This is a genomic window from Mitsuaria sp. TWR114 (assembly GCF_007997345.1).
In genome coordinates this window covers 1-15,044 of record NZ_VOSR01000179.1, presented here as the reverse complement: position 1 = coordinate 15,044, position 15,044 = coordinate 1, and the positions used below count along the sequence as shown (strand labels likewise).

The 15,044-nt window shown below is 67.3% G+C and carries 14 protein-coding genes and 1 pseudogene; 12 read left to right on the top strand and 3 right to left on the bottom strand.

Going from position 1 to position 15,044, the window contains the following annotated elements; translation table 11 throughout:
- The 4 genes and pseudogenes from FUT87_RS28570 to rodA form a co-directional block, all read left to right on the top strand.
- A pseudogene (locus FUT87_RS28570) lies at positions 1 to 254 on the top strand (rod shape-determining protein MreC); the annotation flags it as partial.
- On the top strand, positions 251 to 772 hold the full coding sequence (gene mreD / locus FUT87_RS08385) for a rod shape-determining protein MreD (protein ID WP_091730257.1): 522 nt from the start codon (positions 251 to 253) through the stop codon (positions 770 to 772). The pseudogene FUT87_RS28570 and the gene mreD, both read left to right, overlap by 4 nt.
- Before the next feature lie 22 nt (positions 773 to 794).
- Entirely contained in the window at positions 795 to 2,927 is a 2,133-nt protein-coding gene (gene mrdA, locus FUT87_RS08380; protein ID WP_147240723.1) for a penicillin-binding protein 2, read from the top strand.
- Positions 2,924 to 4,078 (top strand): rod shape-determining protein RodA, encoded by a 1,155-nt coding sequence (rodA, locus tag FUT87_RS08375; RefSeq protein WP_091730263.1) that lies wholly within the window; start codon positions 2,924 to 2,926, stop codon positions 4,076 to 4,078. The genes mrdA and rodA overlap by 4 nt, the downstream gene beginning before the upstream one ends.
- Before the next feature lie 15 nt (positions 4,079 to 4,093).
- Here rodA and FUT87_RS08370 read toward each other — a convergent pair whose 3' ends face one another.
- The 3 genes from FUT87_RS08370 to FUT87_RS08360 all read right to left on the bottom strand — a co-directional run bounded on the left by FUT87_RS08370 (position 4,094) and on the right by FUT87_RS08360 (position 7,042).
- Positions 4,094 to 4,660, bottom strand: a complete 567-nt coding sequence (locus tag FUT87_RS08370) for a Uma2 family endonuclease (RefSeq protein WP_183483819.1) — start codon at positions 4,658 to 4,660, stop codon at positions 4,094 to 4,096.
- 151 nt (positions 4,661 to 4,811) lie between these two features.
- Positions 4,812 to 6,317, bottom strand: coding sequence for a sensor histidine kinase (locus FUT87_RS08365; protein ID WP_147240721.1), 1,506 nt, complete (start codon positions 6,315 to 6,317; stop codon positions 4,812 to 4,814).
- Between the two features lie 53 nt (positions 6,318 to 6,370).
- Entirely contained in the window at positions 6,371 to 7,042 is a 672-nt protein-coding gene (locus FUT87_RS08360) for a response regulator transcription factor (RefSeq protein WP_091730277.1), read from the bottom strand.
- 312 nt (positions 7,043 to 7,354) lie between these two features.
- Here FUT87_RS08360 and recA point away from each other — a divergent pair, with 312 nt between their 5' ends.
- From recA to FUT87_RS08320, 8 genes are all read left to right on the top strand, one after another.
- A complete protein-coding gene (gene recA, locus FUT87_RS08355; protein ID WP_091730281.1) occupies positions 7,355 to 8,398 on the top strand; it encodes a recombinase RecA in 1,044 nt (347 codons plus the stop codon).
- A 15-nt stretch (positions 8,399 to 8,413) separates the two neighbouring features.
- On the top strand, positions 8,414 to 9,019 hold the full coding sequence (locus FUT87_RS08350; RefSeq protein WP_147240720.1) for a regulatory protein RecX: 606 nt from the start codon (positions 8,414 to 8,416) through the stop codon (positions 9,017 to 9,019).
- Between the two features lie 400 nt (positions 9,020 to 9,419).
- Positions 9,420 to 10,580 carry an ADP-forming succinate--CoA ligase subunit beta gene (gene sucC, locus FUT87_RS08345; RefSeq protein ID WP_091730289.1) on the top strand — a complete coding sequence of 387 codons (1,161 nt, stop codon included), beginning with the start codon at positions 9,420 to 9,422 and terminating at the stop codon, positions 10,578 to 10,580.
- 27 nt (positions 10,581 to 10,607) lie between these two features.
- Positions 10,608 to 11,501, top strand: coding sequence for a succinate--CoA ligase subunit alpha (gene sucD, locus FUT87_RS08340; protein WP_091730292.1), 894 nt, complete (start codon positions 10,608 to 10,610; stop codon positions 11,499 to 11,501).
- Positions 11,502 to 11,695: 194 nt separating this feature from the next.
- On the top strand, positions 11,696 to 12,427 hold the full coding sequence (locus FUT87_RS08335; protein ID WP_091730296.1) for a TerC family protein: 732 nt from the start codon (positions 11,696 to 11,698) through the stop codon (positions 12,425 to 12,427).
- Between the two features lie 18 nt (positions 12,428 to 12,445).
- A complete protein-coding gene (locus FUT87_RS08330; protein ID WP_091730299.1) occupies positions 12,446 to 13,516 on the top strand; it encodes a serine/threonine-protein kinase in 1,071 nt (356 codons plus the stop codon).
- The gene (locus FUT87_RS08325; RefSeq protein WP_091730304.1) at positions 13,513 to 14,307 is read left to right on the top strand and encodes a Stp1/IreP family PP2C-type Ser/Thr phosphatase; all 795 of its coding nucleotides are present in this window, start codon (positions 13,513 to 13,515) and stop codon (positions 14,305 to 14,307) included. The genes FUT87_RS08330 and FUT87_RS08325 overlap by 4 nt, the downstream gene beginning before the upstream one ends.
- Positions 14,308 to 14,346: 39 nt before the next feature.
- Positions 14,347 to 15,003, top strand: coding sequence for an FHA domain-containing protein (locus tag FUT87_RS08320; protein ID WP_091730306.1), 657 nt, complete (start codon positions 14,347 to 14,349; stop codon positions 15,001 to 15,003).
- Positions 15,004 to 15,044: the final 41 nt, after the last annotated feature.

The following is a 15,044-nucleotide window of genomic DNA, read 5'->3' as shown; positions in this document are numbered from 1 at the left end:
CGCCGGGCCTGCCGGTGGCGAAGGTCGCCGAGGTGGAGCGCCGCGGCGACACCAGCTTCGCCCGCGTCGGCCTGGCGCCGGTCGCGCAGCCGGACAGCGCCCGGCACGTGCTGGTGCTGGAGCCGCTGCAGGGCCAGGAGGACGCCCGCATCGAAGCCGCGCAGGAAGCGGCCAGCGCCGCGAGCGCCGCCGCCGCCGAATCCGGCGCCAGGCCGCGTCGCGCCGCGTCCGCGCCCAAGGGAGGCCACCGATGATCATGCCGCGTGGCGCGAGCCAGCTGCTGCTGCCCGCCAACCCCCTGTTCATCGCCTTCAGCCTGGTCGTCGGCCTGCTGATCGACATGGTGCCCGTCGGCCGCCAGCCCTGGATGCCGGACGTGCTGGCGATCGTGCTGGTGTTCTGGAATGTCCACCAGCCCCGGCGTGTCGGCGTGGGCTGGGCCTTCGTCTTCGGCCTGATGATCGACGTCCACCATGGCGCACTGCTCGGCCAGCATGCGCTGGCCTACAGCCTGCTGGCCTTCGGCGCGGTCGCGCTGCATCGCCGGCTGCTCTGGTTCACGCTCGGCGCGCAGGCGCTCCACGTGCTGCCGCTGTTCGTGCTGGCCACCGCGATCGCGGTGATCGTGCGACTGGTCGTCGGCGGCATGTGGCCCGGCTGGAGCCTGGTGCTGGCGCCGGTGCTGCAGGCGGCGCTGTGGCCGATCGCCGCGGCGCTGCTGCTCGCGCCCCAGCGTCGCGCGCCGGATCCCGACGCGCACCGCCCGCTCTGAGCGCGCCGAGGACGGGCCCGCGATGACGGTCATCAAGAACCTCCAGGCGGAGCTGAGCCGATTCCGGCTGCGGCTGGTCGCCGCGGCGGTGTTCGTGCTGTTCTGCTTCGGCCTGCTGGTCGCCCGCCTCGTCTACCTGCAGATCACGCAGCACGACTCGCTGCTCGAGCGCGCCGAGACCAACCGCGTCACCGTGCTGCCGATCGTGCCGAACCGCGGCCTGATCGTCGACCGCAACGGCGTCGTGCTGGCGAGCAACTATTCCGCCTACACGCTGGAGATCACGCCGTCCAAGGTGCCGGACCTGGAGGCCACGATCGACGCGCTGACCGCCGTCATCGACATCCAGCCGCGCGACCGTCGCCGCTTCAAGCGGCTGATGGAGGAGAGCAAGAACTTCGAGTCGCTGCCCATCCGCACCAAGCTGACCGACACCGAGGTCGCGCGCTTCGCCGCGCAGCGCTTCCGCTTCCCCGGCGTGGACATCAAGGCGCGGCTGTTCCGCAACTATCCGCTGGGCGATGTCGGCGCGCACCTGCTGGGCTACATCGGCCGCATCAACCAGGCCGAGAAGAAGGCGATGGAGGACTGGTCCGAAGAGGACATCGCCAACTACCGCGGCACCGAATACATCGGCAAGCTGGGCCTGGAGCAGGCCTATGAGCGCGAGCTGCACGGCCAGACCGGCTTCGAGGAGATGGAGACCAGCGCCGGCGGCCGCGCCGTGCGCCGGCTGCGCAACCGCCCGCCGACGCCGGGCAACACGCTGCACCTGTCGATCGACATCAAGCTGCAGGCGCTGGTCGAGCGCCTTTATGGCGACCGGCGCGGCGCGCTGGTGGCGATGGACCCGCGCAACGGCGAGGTGCTGGCCTTCGTGTCCAAGCCGACCTTCGATCCCAATCTGTTCGTCGACGGCATCGACGCCGACAGCTGGAAGGACCTCAACGAGGACATCGACAAGCCGCTGCTGAACCGGGCGCTGCGCGGCACCTATCCGCCGGGGTCGACCTTCAAGCCCTACATGGCGATGGCGGCGCTCAACACCGGCAAGCGCGCGGCCAACGTGGTGGTCCAGGACAACCTGACCTACAGCTTCGGTGGGCGGACCTTCGGCAGCGCGACCGGCGACCGCGCCGGCCCGAAGGACATGCGGCTGGCGATCGTGACCTCGTCCAACGTCTACTTCTACTCGCTGGCCAACGAGATGGGCGTGGACATGATCCACGACCAGCTGGAGCCCTTCGGCTTCGGCCGCAAGACCGAGATCGACCTGCTGGGCGAGGTCACCGGCATCCTGCCCAGCACCGAGTGGAAGCGCCGCGCCTACAAGCGGCCCGAGCAGCAGAAGTGGTACGCCGGCGAGACGATCTCACTGGGCATCGGCCAGGGCTACAACAACTTCACGATGCTGCAGCTGGCCACCGCGATGTCGACGCTTGCCAGCGGCGGCGAACGCTACCGGCCGCGGCTGGTCCGGGAGATCGAGGACGTGGTCAAGCACGTGCAGCGGCGCACCGCGAGCGACGCGCTGTCGCCGCTCGCGCTGCGCAAGGCCGACGTCGACGTGATCCGCAACGCGATGCACGACGTGACGATGGAAGGCACCTCGCGGATGGTGTTCGCCGGCGCGCAGTACCAGAGCGCCGGCAAGACCGGCACGGCGCAGGCGGTGGGCCTGCGCGCCGGACAGACCTACAGCAGCATCAAGGCGGACGAGCGCAAGCGCGACCACTCGCTGTACATCTCCTTTGCGCCGTACCAGGCACCGACGATCGCGCTGGCGCTGATCGTGGAGAACGCCGGCTTCGGCTCCGAGTCCGCAGCGCCGATCGCGCGACGCGTCTTCGATTACGTGTTGACCGGCACGTACCCGAGCGAAGAGGACATCGCCAAGGTGCGGGTCGGCCAGGTGGGCGCGCCGATCGGCACGCCGCGCCGCGTCGAGGACATCCCGCTGCCGGGCGCCGCGGCCAGCGCGCCGGACGCTTCGGCCTCCGCAGCGTCCGCGCCGGTGGCGGCCTCAGGTCCAGCCGGACCGACACCCAGACCCGCCGCTCCGCCGTCGGCCGTGCCCGCCGCGATACCGGGCTCCGCGGCGGAACGCCGCCTCGCGCCGGTCGCGCCGCGCCCCAACCCGGGAGCCTCACGATGAGCGCCGTCTTCAGCAAACCCAGCCTGCTGCAGCGCGTGAAACCGCTGTTCCAGGGTTTCGACATTCCGTTGCTGCTGGCCATGGGCTGGCTGATGGGGCTGGGGCTGATGTGCATGTACTCGGCCGGCTACGACCATGGCACGCGTTTCGTCGATCACGCGCGGAACATGGTGCTGGCGATGGGCGTGCTGTTCGTGACCGCGCAGGTACCGCCGCAGCGCTTGATGCAGCTCGCGCTGCCGCTCTACGCCGTTGGTGTCACGCTGCTGGTGGCGGTCGCGCTGTTCGGCATCAGCAAGAAGGGCGCGACGCGCTGGCTGAACGTCGGCGTCGTGATCCAGCCCTCCGAGATGCTGAAGATCGCGGTGCCGCTGATGCTCGCCTGGTGGTTCCAGAAGCGCGAGGGCCAGCTGCGCCTGCCCGATTTCGTCGCCGCCTTCGTGCTGCTGGTGGTGCCGGTCGGCCTGATCGCGAAGCAGCCGGACCTGGGCACCTCGCTGCTGGTGCTGGGCGCGGGCCTGTACGTGATCTTCTTCGCCGGGCTGTCGTGGAAGCTGATCATTCCGGCGCTGGTGCTGGCCGGCGCGGGCATCACCGCGCTGGTCTTCAGCGAGGACCAGATCTGCCAGCCCGACGTGAAGTGGGTGGTGCTGAAGGATTACCAGAAGGACCGGGTCTGCACGCTGCTGGACCCGACCAAGGATCCGCTGGGCAAGGGCTTCCACATCATCCAGGGCGAGATCGCGATCGGTTCGGGCGGCGTGACCGGCAAGGGCTTCATGAAGGGAACGCAGACGCACCTCGAGTTCATCCCGGAGCGGACCACCGACTTCATCTTCGCCGCCTATGGCGAGGAATTCGGCTTGATCGGGGCGCTGGGGCTGCTGCTCGGCTTCACCGCGTTGATCCTGCGGGGCCTGGCCATCGCGCACGAGGCGCCGACCTTGTTCTCCCGCTTGCTCGCCGGGGCGATCACGCTGAGCTTCTTCACCTACGTCTTCGTGAACATGGGCATGGTGACCGGCATCCTGCCCGTGGTCGGCGTGCCGCTGCCGTTCATCTCGTACGGCGGCACGGCGATGGTGACGCTGGGGCTGTCGCTGGGGATGCTGATGTCGATCGCCAAGAGTCGCGGCGGCACGCAGCGCTGAGTCGACCGGCGGCCATCAGGCGGCCGCTTCCAGGTCGGCGAAGATGACGTCGCCCGGCAGGGCGAGATCGATCGAGGCCAGGTACACCACCTCGCCGCCGGCGTAGCGGGTCACCTGCCAGGAGCCGTCGATGGCCAGGCGGTGGACTTCCGTCGCGCGCTGCTCCCAGTCGACGACCAGGTACTCGCGCAGCGCGGCCAGCCGGCGGTAGCGCGCGAACTTCCGGGTCCTGTCGTCACGGGCGGAACTCCGGGAAAGCACCTCGACGATCAGCGGGCAGGCCTCCATGCCGCGCGGGCGCTTGTCCTTGTCGCAATACACCATCACGTCGGGGACCAGGCAGTTGCCGTCGTCGCACCGCACCTCCAGCGACAGGATGGCCCGGCAGGGCGCGCCGTGGAGATGCTGGCGCATCGCGACATAGAGATTGCAGGCCACGATCTGATGGCCCTCGCTCGCGCTTTCCATGACGACCGGCTGGCCGTCGATCAATTCATATCGGCTGCCATCGCCAGAGTCCCAGGCCAGGAAATCGTCGCTCGTCATCTGCATCGTCGTTGCCGCCGGAAGTCGGTATGCCATCGGAGTCACCTGCGCTTCAGTAGGAAGGAGGCGGTGATTCTTCGAAAGCCCGGAAGGGTTGTCGCTAGCTCGAACTGAGGCGGGATCGCTCGCCGGCTCCAGGTTCAGGGCACCGAATGACGGATGGGTGGAGGATGCGTCGCCGCCGGGTTCAACGTTCGCCCTGGGCAAGCGGATGGGCGGCGAAGCGCACCGTGAACCGCGCGCCAGGGCCCACACCTTCCGCCTCCGCCTGACGGCGTGCCCGCGTGTCGTCGACCGCGATCTCCGCGTCATGCTGCTGGACGATCTCGCGCACGATCGCCAGGCCCAGCCCCGAGCCGTCGACATTGGTGCCCAGCGCGCGGTAGAACGGCTGGAAGACCTGCTCGCGCTCCGCCTCCGCGATGCCCGGCCCCGAGTCCTCCACCTGCAGCACGCAGACCTGGCCGAACGGATCCTCGACCACCCGCACGGTCACCGTCCCTCCACTGGGGGTGTACAGCAAGGCGTTGTCCACCAGATTGCGGATCAGCTCGCGGATCAGCAGGGGATGGCCGTGGATGCGCAGGCCCGCCTGGCTGGCCTCCGGCCCCTCATAACCGAGGTCCAGGCGCTTCTCCATCGCGCGCGGCACGAAATCGCGCACCGTCTCGATCGCCAGCACCGCCAGGTTCACCTCGCTGCGGCGCGCGGCGTGCTCCTGGTCCTCGGCGCGGGCCATCGCCAGCAGCTGGTTCACCATGTGGGCCGCACGCTGGCTGGAGACCGCGATCTGCTTGAGCGAACGCCGCAGCTCCGACGGCGAGCTGCGACCCTCGTCGATCTCGCGCTGGGCGAGCTCGGCCTGGGTCCGCAGCCCCGCCAGCGGCGTCTTGAGCTGATGCGCGGCGTCGGCCAGGAAGTGCTTCTGCGCGCGGATCGATTGATCGAGCCGCTCGAGCAGGTCGTTGATCGCCTGCACCAGCGGGGCCACCTCGTCGGGGATGCGCTGCTCGTCGATGGGGCTCAGGTCGGAGCTGTCCCGCGAGCGGATGCGGCGCTGCAGGTCGTTGAGCGGCGCGATGCCGCGCGCCAGCGCCAGCCACACCAGCAGCACCGCCAGCGGCAGGATCACGAACTGCGGCAGGATCACGCCCTTGATGATCTCGTTGGTCAGCCGCGAGCGCTTGCCCAGCGTCTCCGCGACCTGGACCAGCATCATCTTGTCGCCGCCGGCCATCCCCTCCGGCACCACCCACAGGTAGGACACCCGCACCGCCTCGTTGTTGACCTCGTCGAAGCGGCGGTTGACCTCCCACGGCACGATGGGCGGCTCGACTTCGGGCACCGGCAACTGGGCGTCGCCGCTCAGCAGTTCGCCGCGCAGGCCCAGCACCTGGTAGTAGACCGTGTCGGACTCGTCCGCCCGCAGCAGCGCCGCGGCCTCGGGAACCAGCGCGTAGCGCGACCTGCCGCGTCGCGTGGAGGCGTCGCCGGGCCCCGGCTCCGTCGCGACCTGCAGACCGAGCGTGCGCGCCATCTCGTCGAGCTCGCGGTCGTAGGGCTTGTTCGCGATGCCCTGCGCCACCAGCCAGGTCAGCGCGACGCTGATCGGCCAGATGACCAGCAGCGGGGCGAGCATCCAGTCCAGGATCTCGCCGAACAGCGAGCGATGGCCGGACGATTCACCCGCCATGCCGCGCGTCCTCGATCAAGCGTGCGCCCAGGGGCTCCGGGACGCCCCGCGCCTCAGCCGGGGATCTTTTCAAGGCAGTAGCCGAGCCCGCGCACCGTCGCGATGCGGATCGGCCCCTGCTCGATCTTCTTGCGCAGCCGATGGATGTAGACCTCGATCGCGTTGTTGCTGACCTCTTCGCCCCACTCGCACAGGCGCTCGACCAACTGGTCCTTGCTGACCAGCCGTCCCGCGCGTTGCAGCAGCACCTCGAGCAGCGACAGCTCCCGCGCCGACAGTTCCACCATCTGATCGTTGATGTAAGCGACGCGGCCGGTGGCGTCGAACGTCAACGGGCCATGGCGGATCACGCTGGAGGCGGTGCCCAGGCCGCGGCGCGTCAACGCGCGCACACGCGCCTCGAGTTCCTGCAGCGAGAAGGGCTTGGCCATGTAGTCGTCGGCGCCAAGGTCCAGGCCCTTGACGCGCTCCTCGATGCTGTCCGCCGCGGTCAGGATCAGCACCGGCACGGACGATCCGCGCGCCCGCAGCCGACGCAGCACTTCCAGCCCATGCAGCTTCGGTAATCCCAGGTCGAGGATCAGCAGGTCGAACTCATGCGAGGCCAGCGCGGCGTCGGCCTCGCTGCCGCTGCCGACCTGGTCGACGGCGCAGCCCGAGGCTCGCAACGAGCGCAGCAGGCCATCGGCCAGGACCTGGTCGTCTTCGGCGATCAAGATGCGCATGTGTCGTCCCCTCTGGTTATGGAGACATTCTAGGGAGCGGTCCGGGGCGCTTCCCTAGGCGTTTCCGAGCCGTCCTCAGGTCGATGAGCGGGGCACCAGTCAGGTGGGCGACAGCTTGGGAGGCGGCTCTTCCCCCTCTTTGGCGAAAACGGGGGGAGTTGTGCGGCTGGCTCATCCTGTGAGCCACCTGCGGCCTAACATCCCGCCATCGACAGCGCCGAAGCCGCACCGACGGGCGGCACGGGTCGACAAAGTACTGTACAGATATACAGATTGCGCCATAATCCGCCGCAGCCAACAGGAGAAGATTGCATGGACGCCCCCGTGAAGAACGCCAACACCGAAAAAGCCAAGGCCCTGCAGGCCGCCCTCGCCCAGATCGAAAAGCAGTTCGGCAAGGGCTCGATCATGCGGCTGGCCGAAGGCGAGAAGATCGAGGACATCCAGGTCGTCTCCACCGGCTCGCTGGGCCTGGACATCGCGCTGGGCGTCGGTGGCCTGCCCCGCGGCCGCGTGATCGAGATCTACGGTCCGGAATCGTCCGGCAAGACCACGCTGACGCTGCAGGTCATCGCCCAGATGCAGAAGCTGGACGGCGTGTGCGCCTTCATCGACGCCGAGCATGCCCTGGACGTGCAGTACGCGCAGAAGCTGGGCGTCAACCTGCAGGAGCTGCTGATCAGCCAGCCCGACACCGGCGAACAGGCGCTGGAGATCGTGGACTCGCTGGTGCGTTCGGGTTCGGTGGACCTGATCATCGTGGACTCGGTCGCCGCGCTGACGCCGAAGGCCGAGCTTGAAGGCGAGATGGGCGACGCGCTGCCTGGCCTGCAGGCCCGCCTGATGAGCCAGGCGCTGCGCAAGCTGACCGCCACCATCAAGAAGACCAACTGCACCGTCATCTTCATCAACCAGATCCGGATGAAGATCGGCGTGATGTTCGGTTCGCCCGAAACGACCACCGGCGGCAATGCGCTGAAGTTCTACGCCTCGGTGCGCCTGGACATCCGTCGCATCGGCTCGATCAAGAAGGGCGAGGAAGTCATCGGCTCCGAGACCAAGGTCAAGGTCGTGAAGAACAAGGTGGCGCCCCCGTTCAAGACGGCGGAGTTCGACATCCTCTACGGCGAGGGCATCAGCCGCGAGGGCGAGATCATCGACATGGGCGTGACCGCGAAGATCGTCGACAAGTCGGGGGCCTGGTACGCCTACAGCGGCGAGAAGATCGGTCAGGGCAAGGACAACGCGCGCGAGTTCCTGCGCGAGAACCCCGACCTGGCGGTCGAGATCGAGAACAAGATCCGCGAATCGCTGGGTATCCCCCTGCTGGGCGCCGCGCCTGGCGACGCCGAGTAAGCACCGGGCGACGGCATGACTCCGTCCGGAAGCCGGCGGGGTTCGGCCTCGCAGCCGCTGTCGCTCAAGGCCAGAGCCGTGGCCCTGCTCGCGCAGCGCGAGCACAGCGCGATGGAGCTGCGCCGCAAGCTGCTGCGCATTGCTCGTGATCGACAAGCTGCGCTGATCGAGGCCGCCGCCGGCGAGGGCAATCCCTCTTCGAACCCTGGGCCGGGGGGCGGGCGTTCCGAGGCCGAGAATCCGGACAACTCCGAAGCCCAGGCGGTCAACCTGGTTGAAGAGGTGGATGCGGTTCTCGGCTGGCTCAAGGCGAACGGCTATCTCGACGAGTCGCGATTCGTCGAGTCGCGCATCCACGCGCGCTCCCAGCGCTTCGGACAGCGCCGCATCGAGCAGGAGCTCGCCCAGCATGGGTTGGCGCTCGACGCGGAGCAGCGATCGGCGTTGGCGGCTGGAGAGCTGGACCGCGCTTGTGAGTTGCTGCGTCGCAAGTTCGGCGAAGGAGCGCCGGTGGACGCGTCGGCGGAGGCCAAACGGCTGCGCTTCCTGATGGGGCGAGGCTTTGGATACGAACTCGCCCGCAAGGCGGTGCGCCGCGTCGCCGCCGGCCCTGACGCTTGAAGCGGTGACAGGCGCCGAAACCGCCTGAAACTTCGTGCGTCACGAGCACCTTTCGAGCCGCTGACAAGCCCACGCCGGTGCGCGGCACAACCGCGCCAAGGGCTTGATGCAACGCAGCATGCTACATTTTCGGCTTCGCAAACCAGCCCGCCGGCGTTCGTCCGCGGGCGTGTTTTTGCGTGTTTGCATCGGTTTATGTCTTTCACCGCCTCCCCCGAGCGCCATCCGCCGCAACGTCGCCGAACCGTCGACGCGAGGTCCTATGGCCGCGACGACGGGATCCTTGTCGCGGAGGCCCGGCTGAATCCGGCGCTGCAAACCCCATCTCAACGCCGGCATCGCGGAGCGTCCGCGGCATCGGCGGCCTCTTCCTGATTCATCCATCAAGCGAGACCTCCCTATGAAGATTCACGAGTACCAGGGCAAGGAAATCCTGCGCCAGTTCGGCGTGCCGGTGCCGCGCGGCATTCCCGCGTTCACGGTGCAAGAAGCGGTCGAAGCCGCGCAGAAGCTGGGCGGCCCGGTCTGGGTGGTCAAGGCGCAGATCCACGCCGGCGGTCGCGGCAAGGGCGGCGGCGTCAAGCTGGGCAAGAGCCTGGACGACGTGAAGGCGCTGTCCGAGCAGATCCTGGGCATGCAGCTGGTCACGCACCAGACCGGCCCGGCCGGCCAGAAGGTCCGCCGCCTGTACATCGAGGAAGGCGCGGACATCAAGAATGAGCTGTATGTCTCGCTGGTGACCGACCGCGGCACCCAGAAGGTGGCCTTCATCGCGTCGAGCGAGGGTGGTATGGACATCGAGGAAGTCGCCCACTCGACCCCCGAGAAGATCATCACCGAGTACATCGACCCGCTGACCGGCATCACCGCGGAGCAGTCGAAGAAGATCGCCGCGGCCATCGGCCTGACCGGCGCTTCGGTGGACCAGGCCGTCGACCTGTTCGCCAAGCTCTACAAGTGCTACATGGACACCGACGCGTCGCTGGTGGAAATCAACCCGCTGAACTGCGACTCCAAGGGCAACCTGATCGCGCTGGACGCCAAGTTCAACTTCGACGCCAACGCGCTGTTCCGTCATCCGGAAATCGTCGCCTACCGCGATCTGGACGAAGAGGATCCGGCTGAGATCGAAGCCTCCAAGTTCGACCTGGCCTACATCTCGCTGGACGGCAACATCGGTTGCCTGGTGAACGGCGCCGGCCTGGCCATGGCCACGATGGACACCATCAAGCTGTTCGGCGGCGAGCCGGCCAACTTCCTGGACGTCGGCGGCGGCGCCACCGCCGAAAAGGTCACCGAGGCCTTCAAGATCATGCTGAAGAACCCCGAGGTGAAGGGCATCCTCGTCAACATCTTCGGCGGCATCATGAAGTGCGACACCATCGCCGAAGGCGTGATCACCGCCTGCAAGGCCGTCAACCTGAATGTGCCGCTGGTCGTCCGCATGAAGGGCACCAACGAGGAGCTGGGCAAGAAGATGCTGGCCGAGTCCGGCCTGCCCATCATCGCCGCCGACACCATGGCCGAAGCCGCGACCAAGATCGTCGCCGCCGTCAAGTAAGCCGCAGACCCAGCCAAGGAATACGACATGAGCATCTACATCAACAAGGACACCAAGGTCATCACCCAGGGCATCACGGGCAAGACCGGTCAGTTCCACACCCTGGGCTGCCAGGCCTACGCCAACGGCAAGAACGCGTTCGTCGCCGGCGTGAACCCGAAGAAGGCGGGCGAGAAGTTCTCGGACATCCCCATCTACGGCACCGTGAAGGAAGCCGCCGCCCAGACCGGCGCGACCGTGTCGGTGATCTACGTGCCGCCCGCGGGCGCCGCCGCCGCGATCTGGGAAGCCGTCGAGGCTGACCTGGACCTGGCGATCTGCATCACGGAAGGCATCCCCGTCCGCGACATGCTGGAAGTGCGCAACAAGATGAAGGCCAAGGAACTGGCTGGCGGCAAGAAGACGCTGCTGCTGGGCCCGAACTGCCCCGGCCTGATCACGCCCGACGAGATCAAGATCGGCATCATGCCCGGCCACATCCACCGCAAGGGCCGCATCGGCGTGGTCTCGCGCTCCGGCACGCTGACCTATGAAGCGGTCGCGCAGCTGACCGAGATCGGCCTGGGCCAGTCCTCGGCCGTCGGCATCGGTGGCGACCCGATCAACGGCCTGAAGCACATCGACGTGATGAAGGCCTTCAACGACGACCCCGACACCGACGCCGTGATCATGATCGGCGAGATCGGCGGCCCGGATGAGGCGGAAGCCGCGCGCTGGTGCAAGGCCAACATGAAGAAGCCGGTCGTCGGCTTCATCGCCGGCGTCACCGCCCCTCCCGGAAAGCGCATGGGCCACGCCGGCGCGCTGATCTCGGGCGGCGCCGACACGGCCGATGCCAAGCTGGCCATCATGGAAGAGTGCGGCTTCACCGTGACCCGCAACCCGTCTGAAATGGGCAAGCTGCTGAAGGGCCTGCTGTAAGCAGCAGGAAAAACCTGATGAGGAAGATCGCTGGTGCGTAATTTCACGCACTGCGATCCCAGGGGAAGGGCGGGGACAATCCGCGCGCACCCCCTGAACCAAGGAAGGGGCCCAGTGGGCCCCTTCTCTCGTTCATCCCTCCAACGCTTTAGACTGGGCCCTCGTTGCGCGAGGCCCGGCGCGGGTTCCCCTCCATGGACATGTTCACCAGCCCCGAGTTCTGGCTCGCCGTCGGCCAGATCATCCTGATCGACATCCTGCTGGGTGGCGACAACGCCGTCGTCATCGCGCTTGCCTGCCGCAAGCTGCCGCCCAACCTTCGCACGAAGGGCATCATGTGGGGCACTGCCGGCGCGATCGTGCTGCGCGTCGTGCTGATCTTTTTCGCGCTCACGCTGCTCAAGCTGCCGTTCCTGAAGCTGGTCGGCGGCGCGCTGCTGCTGTGGATCGGCATCAAGCTGCTGATGCCGGAAGCAGAGGATGACCACTCGAAGATGGAAGCGAGCGACAAGCTCTGGGGCGCGGTGAAGACCGTCATCATCGCGGACTTCGTGATGAGCCTGGACAACGTCATCGCGATCGCCGGTGCCGCGGAAGGCGCGGGCTCCCATCACCAGATGCCGCTGGTGATCTTCGGTCTGCTGGTCTCGATCCCCATCATCGTCTGGGGCAGCCAGCTGGTGATCAAGCTGATGGACAAGTTCCCGATCGTGATCACGCTGGGCGCAATGTTGCTGGGCTGGATCGCCGGCACGATGCTGGTCACCGATCCGGCGCTGAACAGCTGGGTGCCGATGCAGCCGGGCGACAAGCCCGGGACCACGGAAGTGCTGCCGCAGGTCTATTACGCGCTGGGCGTGGGTGGTGCACTGTTCGTGTTGATCGTCGGCAAGCTGCTGGCTGCGCGCAAGCCGGCCGAAGCCTGACGAAAGGCCCGCCATGCCATGAGCGCCTCCGGCTTTCTGAAGCGATTGCTGGGCCGGGGCGCGTCCGACGAGGACGGGCATGGCGCGCCTGACACCCTGCCCACGACACAGCCGATGCCGCGCGCGGCCGGCGTGGCGCTCGACGACTACGAGATCGGCGAGGAACTCGGTCGCGGGGCGATGGCGGTGGTCAACCGTGCGATCGACCGGCGCAGCGGCGGAACGGTCGCGATCAAGCGGCTGGCCTTGCAACGCGAATTCGCGCCCGAGGACCTGATCGACGTCCGCGACCGCTTCATGCGGGAAGCCAGCGCGGCGCGACACCTGGATCACCCCGACATCCTTCGCGTCCTGGACGCCGGCGAATGCGCCGGCGACACCTGGATCGCCATGGAGTACGTCGTCGGGCAGGATCTCAGCCACCACACGCGAGCGGGGCAGCTGCTGCCCCTGCGGGAGGTGCTGCTGCTCGGCGCCCGGCTGGCGCGGGCCTTGTCTTACGCCCATGGACACGGCGTCGTGCACCGCGACATCAAGCCGGCGAACGTGATGCTGGAGCGCGAGTCCGGCAGCGTGAAGATCATGGATTTCGGCATCGCGCGCGTCGCCGACGGCAGCCGCACGCGGACGGGCCTGGTGCTGGGCACGCCGTCCTACATGTCGCCGGAACAGCTGGCCGGCCTGCAGGTGGACGGGCGCAGCGACTTGTATTCGCTGGGTGCGATGCTGTTCCAGCTGCTGACCGGCCATCTGCCCCACCAGTCCGAGTCGATGGCCACGCTGATGCATCAGATCACCAACCAGCCGGCGCCCGACATCCGGCGCCTGCGTCCGGAGCTCCCGGAATCGCTGGCGCTGATCGTCGCTCTCGCGCTGGAGAAACGCCCCGAGCTGCGCTACCAGCGCGGTGACCTGATGGCTCAGGATCTGGAGGCGGTGTTGAGCCAGATTCCGGTCGAATTGGCCAATAGCACGGGCGCCACACCCCCCCCGCCAGCGGGACAGGCATTCGAGCGAACTTTGCGGCTACAGTCCCAGGGCGCAGTGCACAATCCCCTTCCCCCAGCCGATCCCGCCAGCAAGACATGACCCTGGAGTTCTTCAGCGCCACCGACACCGGACGCGTGCGCGACAACAATGAAGACTCGGTCGCCCTGGAGCCGGGCGTCGGGCTGGCGGTCCTCGCCGACGGCATGGGGGGCTACAACGCCGGGGAAGTCGCCAGCCAGATGCTGACGACCTTCATCAAGTCGGAACTGGGGCGCTGGCTGGCCGAGAGCGGGCAGCATGCGACCGACATCGATGTGCGGCGTGCGATGGACATCTGCGTCGACAACGCCAACCGGGCGATCTTCAATGCCGCCAACACGAATCCGCGCTACGCCGGCATGGGCACGACGCTGGTTCTGGCAGTCTTCAGAGAACAGAGTCTGCTGCTTGGACACGTCGGCGACTCGCGCGCCTACCGCTTGCGGGAAGGGCAACTCGTTCAGTTGACGCGTGACCATTCGTTGCTGCAGGAACAGATCGATGCAGGTCTACTGACGCCCGAGGAAGCCGTCTTCAGCAGCAACAAGAATCTGGTGACGCGGGCTGTGGGCGTCGAGGACACGGTGATGCTGGAAGTCCATCAGCATGAGCTGCTGCCGGGCGACCAGATCCTGCTGTGCAGCGATGGGCTGTCCGACATGGTCGATGACGCCAGCGTAGCGCAGGTGTTGCAAAGCCACGAAGACCTGCCCGAGGCGGCGCAGGCGTTGGTCGACGCAGCCAATGACATGGGCGGCAAGGATAATATTGCGATCGTTCTGGTTCGCGCGGAAAGTCGCACCAAGCCATGGGCGTGGTGGCCATTCAGTCGTAACAATGGGCGCCGTTGAGACGGCCCGCTACAAATAAGACAGGACTCGAGGTCAAGCATGGGCAAGCTGGTGGTGTCGCTCGACGGCGTGGTGATCAAGGAAGTGCAGGTCACCAAGGACAAGACCACGCTCGGCCGTCGGCCGTACAACGACATCGTCATCGACAACCTGGCGGTCAGCGGCGAGCACGCCGTGCTGCAGATGGTTGGCGCGGATGTCTTCATCGAGGATCTGAACTCGACCAACGGCACGTACATCAACGGCAAGGCGATCAAGAAGCAGCTGCTCTCGCACAGCGATGTGATCGAAGTCGGGAAGTACAAGATCAAGTATCTGGTCGAGGACAACGCCGACTACGAGAAGACGATGATCCTGCGCCCGGGCACGGCCCCGAGCAGCGGTTTTGGATTGCCGTCCTCCTTCGGAGGCCTGGGCCCGGCGCCGGTGTCGACCGCGCCCGCCGCCATCAAGGTGCTCAATGGGCCGGCCGCCGGCCGTGAGGTCACTCTGACCAAGGTGGTCACCACGGTCGGCAAGCCCGGCGTGCAGGTGGCGTCGATCACCAAGCGGCCCAGCGGTTATGTCTTCGCGCACGTCGAGGGGGGCGCCAGACCGGTGGTCAACGGCGCGCCTCTGACCGCCGAGTCGGTCCCGCTGAAAAACGGAGACGTGATCGAGTTGGCCGGCACGCAGATGCAATTCGTGCAGGTCTGACGCGTCGCTCCGCAGATCCGGTCAAAGGGGCTCGCGAGCCC

Bases quoted from the DNA above. Each gene is read 5' to 3' on its own strand.
- FUT87_RS08325 (WP_091730304.1), top strand. From the start codon at position 13,513: ATGACCCTGGAGTTCTTCAGCGCCACCGACACCGGACGCGTGCGCGAC.
- FUT87_RS08335 (WP_091730296.1), top strand. From the start codon at position 11,696: ATGGACATGTTCACCAGCCCCGAGTTCTGGCTCGCCGTCGGCCAGATC.
- mrdA (WP_147240723.1), top strand. From the start codon at position 795: ATGACGGTCATCAAGAACCTCCAGGCGGAGCTGAGCCGATTCCGGCTG.
- FUT87_RS08360 (WP_091730277.1), bottom strand. From the start codon at position 7,042: ATGCGCATCTTGATCGCCGAAGACGACCAGGTCCTGGCCGATGGCCTG.
- recA (WP_091730281.1), top strand. From the start codon at position 7,355: ATGGACGCCCCCGTGAAGAACGCCAACACCGAAAAAGCCAAGGCCCTG.
- FUT87_RS08370 (WP_183483819.1), bottom strand. From the start codon at position 4,660: ATGGCATACCGACTTCCGGCGGCAACGACGATGCAGATGACGAGCGAC.
- sucD (WP_091730292.1), top strand. From the start codon at position 10,608: ATGAGCATCTACATCAACAAGGACACCAAGGTCATCACCCAGGGCATC.
- FUT87_RS08330 (WP_091730299.1), top strand. From the start codon at position 12,446: ATGAGCGCCTCCGGCTTTCTGAAGCGATTGCTGGGCCGGGGCGCGTCC.
- rodA (WP_091730263.1), top strand. From the start codon at position 2,924: ATGAGCGCCGTCTTCAGCAAACCCAGCCTGCTGCAGCGCGTGAAACCG.
- sucC (WP_091730289.1), top strand. From the start codon at position 9,420: ATGAAGATTCACGAGTACCAGGGCAAGGAAATCCTGCGCCAGTTCGGC.
- FUT87_RS08320 (WP_091730306.1), top strand. From the start codon at position 14,347: ATGGGCAAGCTGGTGGTGTCGCTCGACGGCGTGGTGATCAAGGAAGTG.
- mreD (WP_091730257.1), top strand. From the start codon at position 251: ATGATCATGCCGCGTGGCGCGAGCCAGCTGCTGCTGCCCGCCAACCCC.
- FUT87_RS08365 (WP_147240721.1), bottom strand. From the start codon at position 6,317: ATGGCGGGTGAATCGTCCGGCCATCGCTCGCTGTTCGGCGAGATCCTG.
- FUT87_RS08350 (WP_147240720.1), top strand. From the start codon at position 8,414: ATGACTCCGTCCGGAAGCCGGCGGGGTTCGGCCTCGCAGCCGCTGTCG.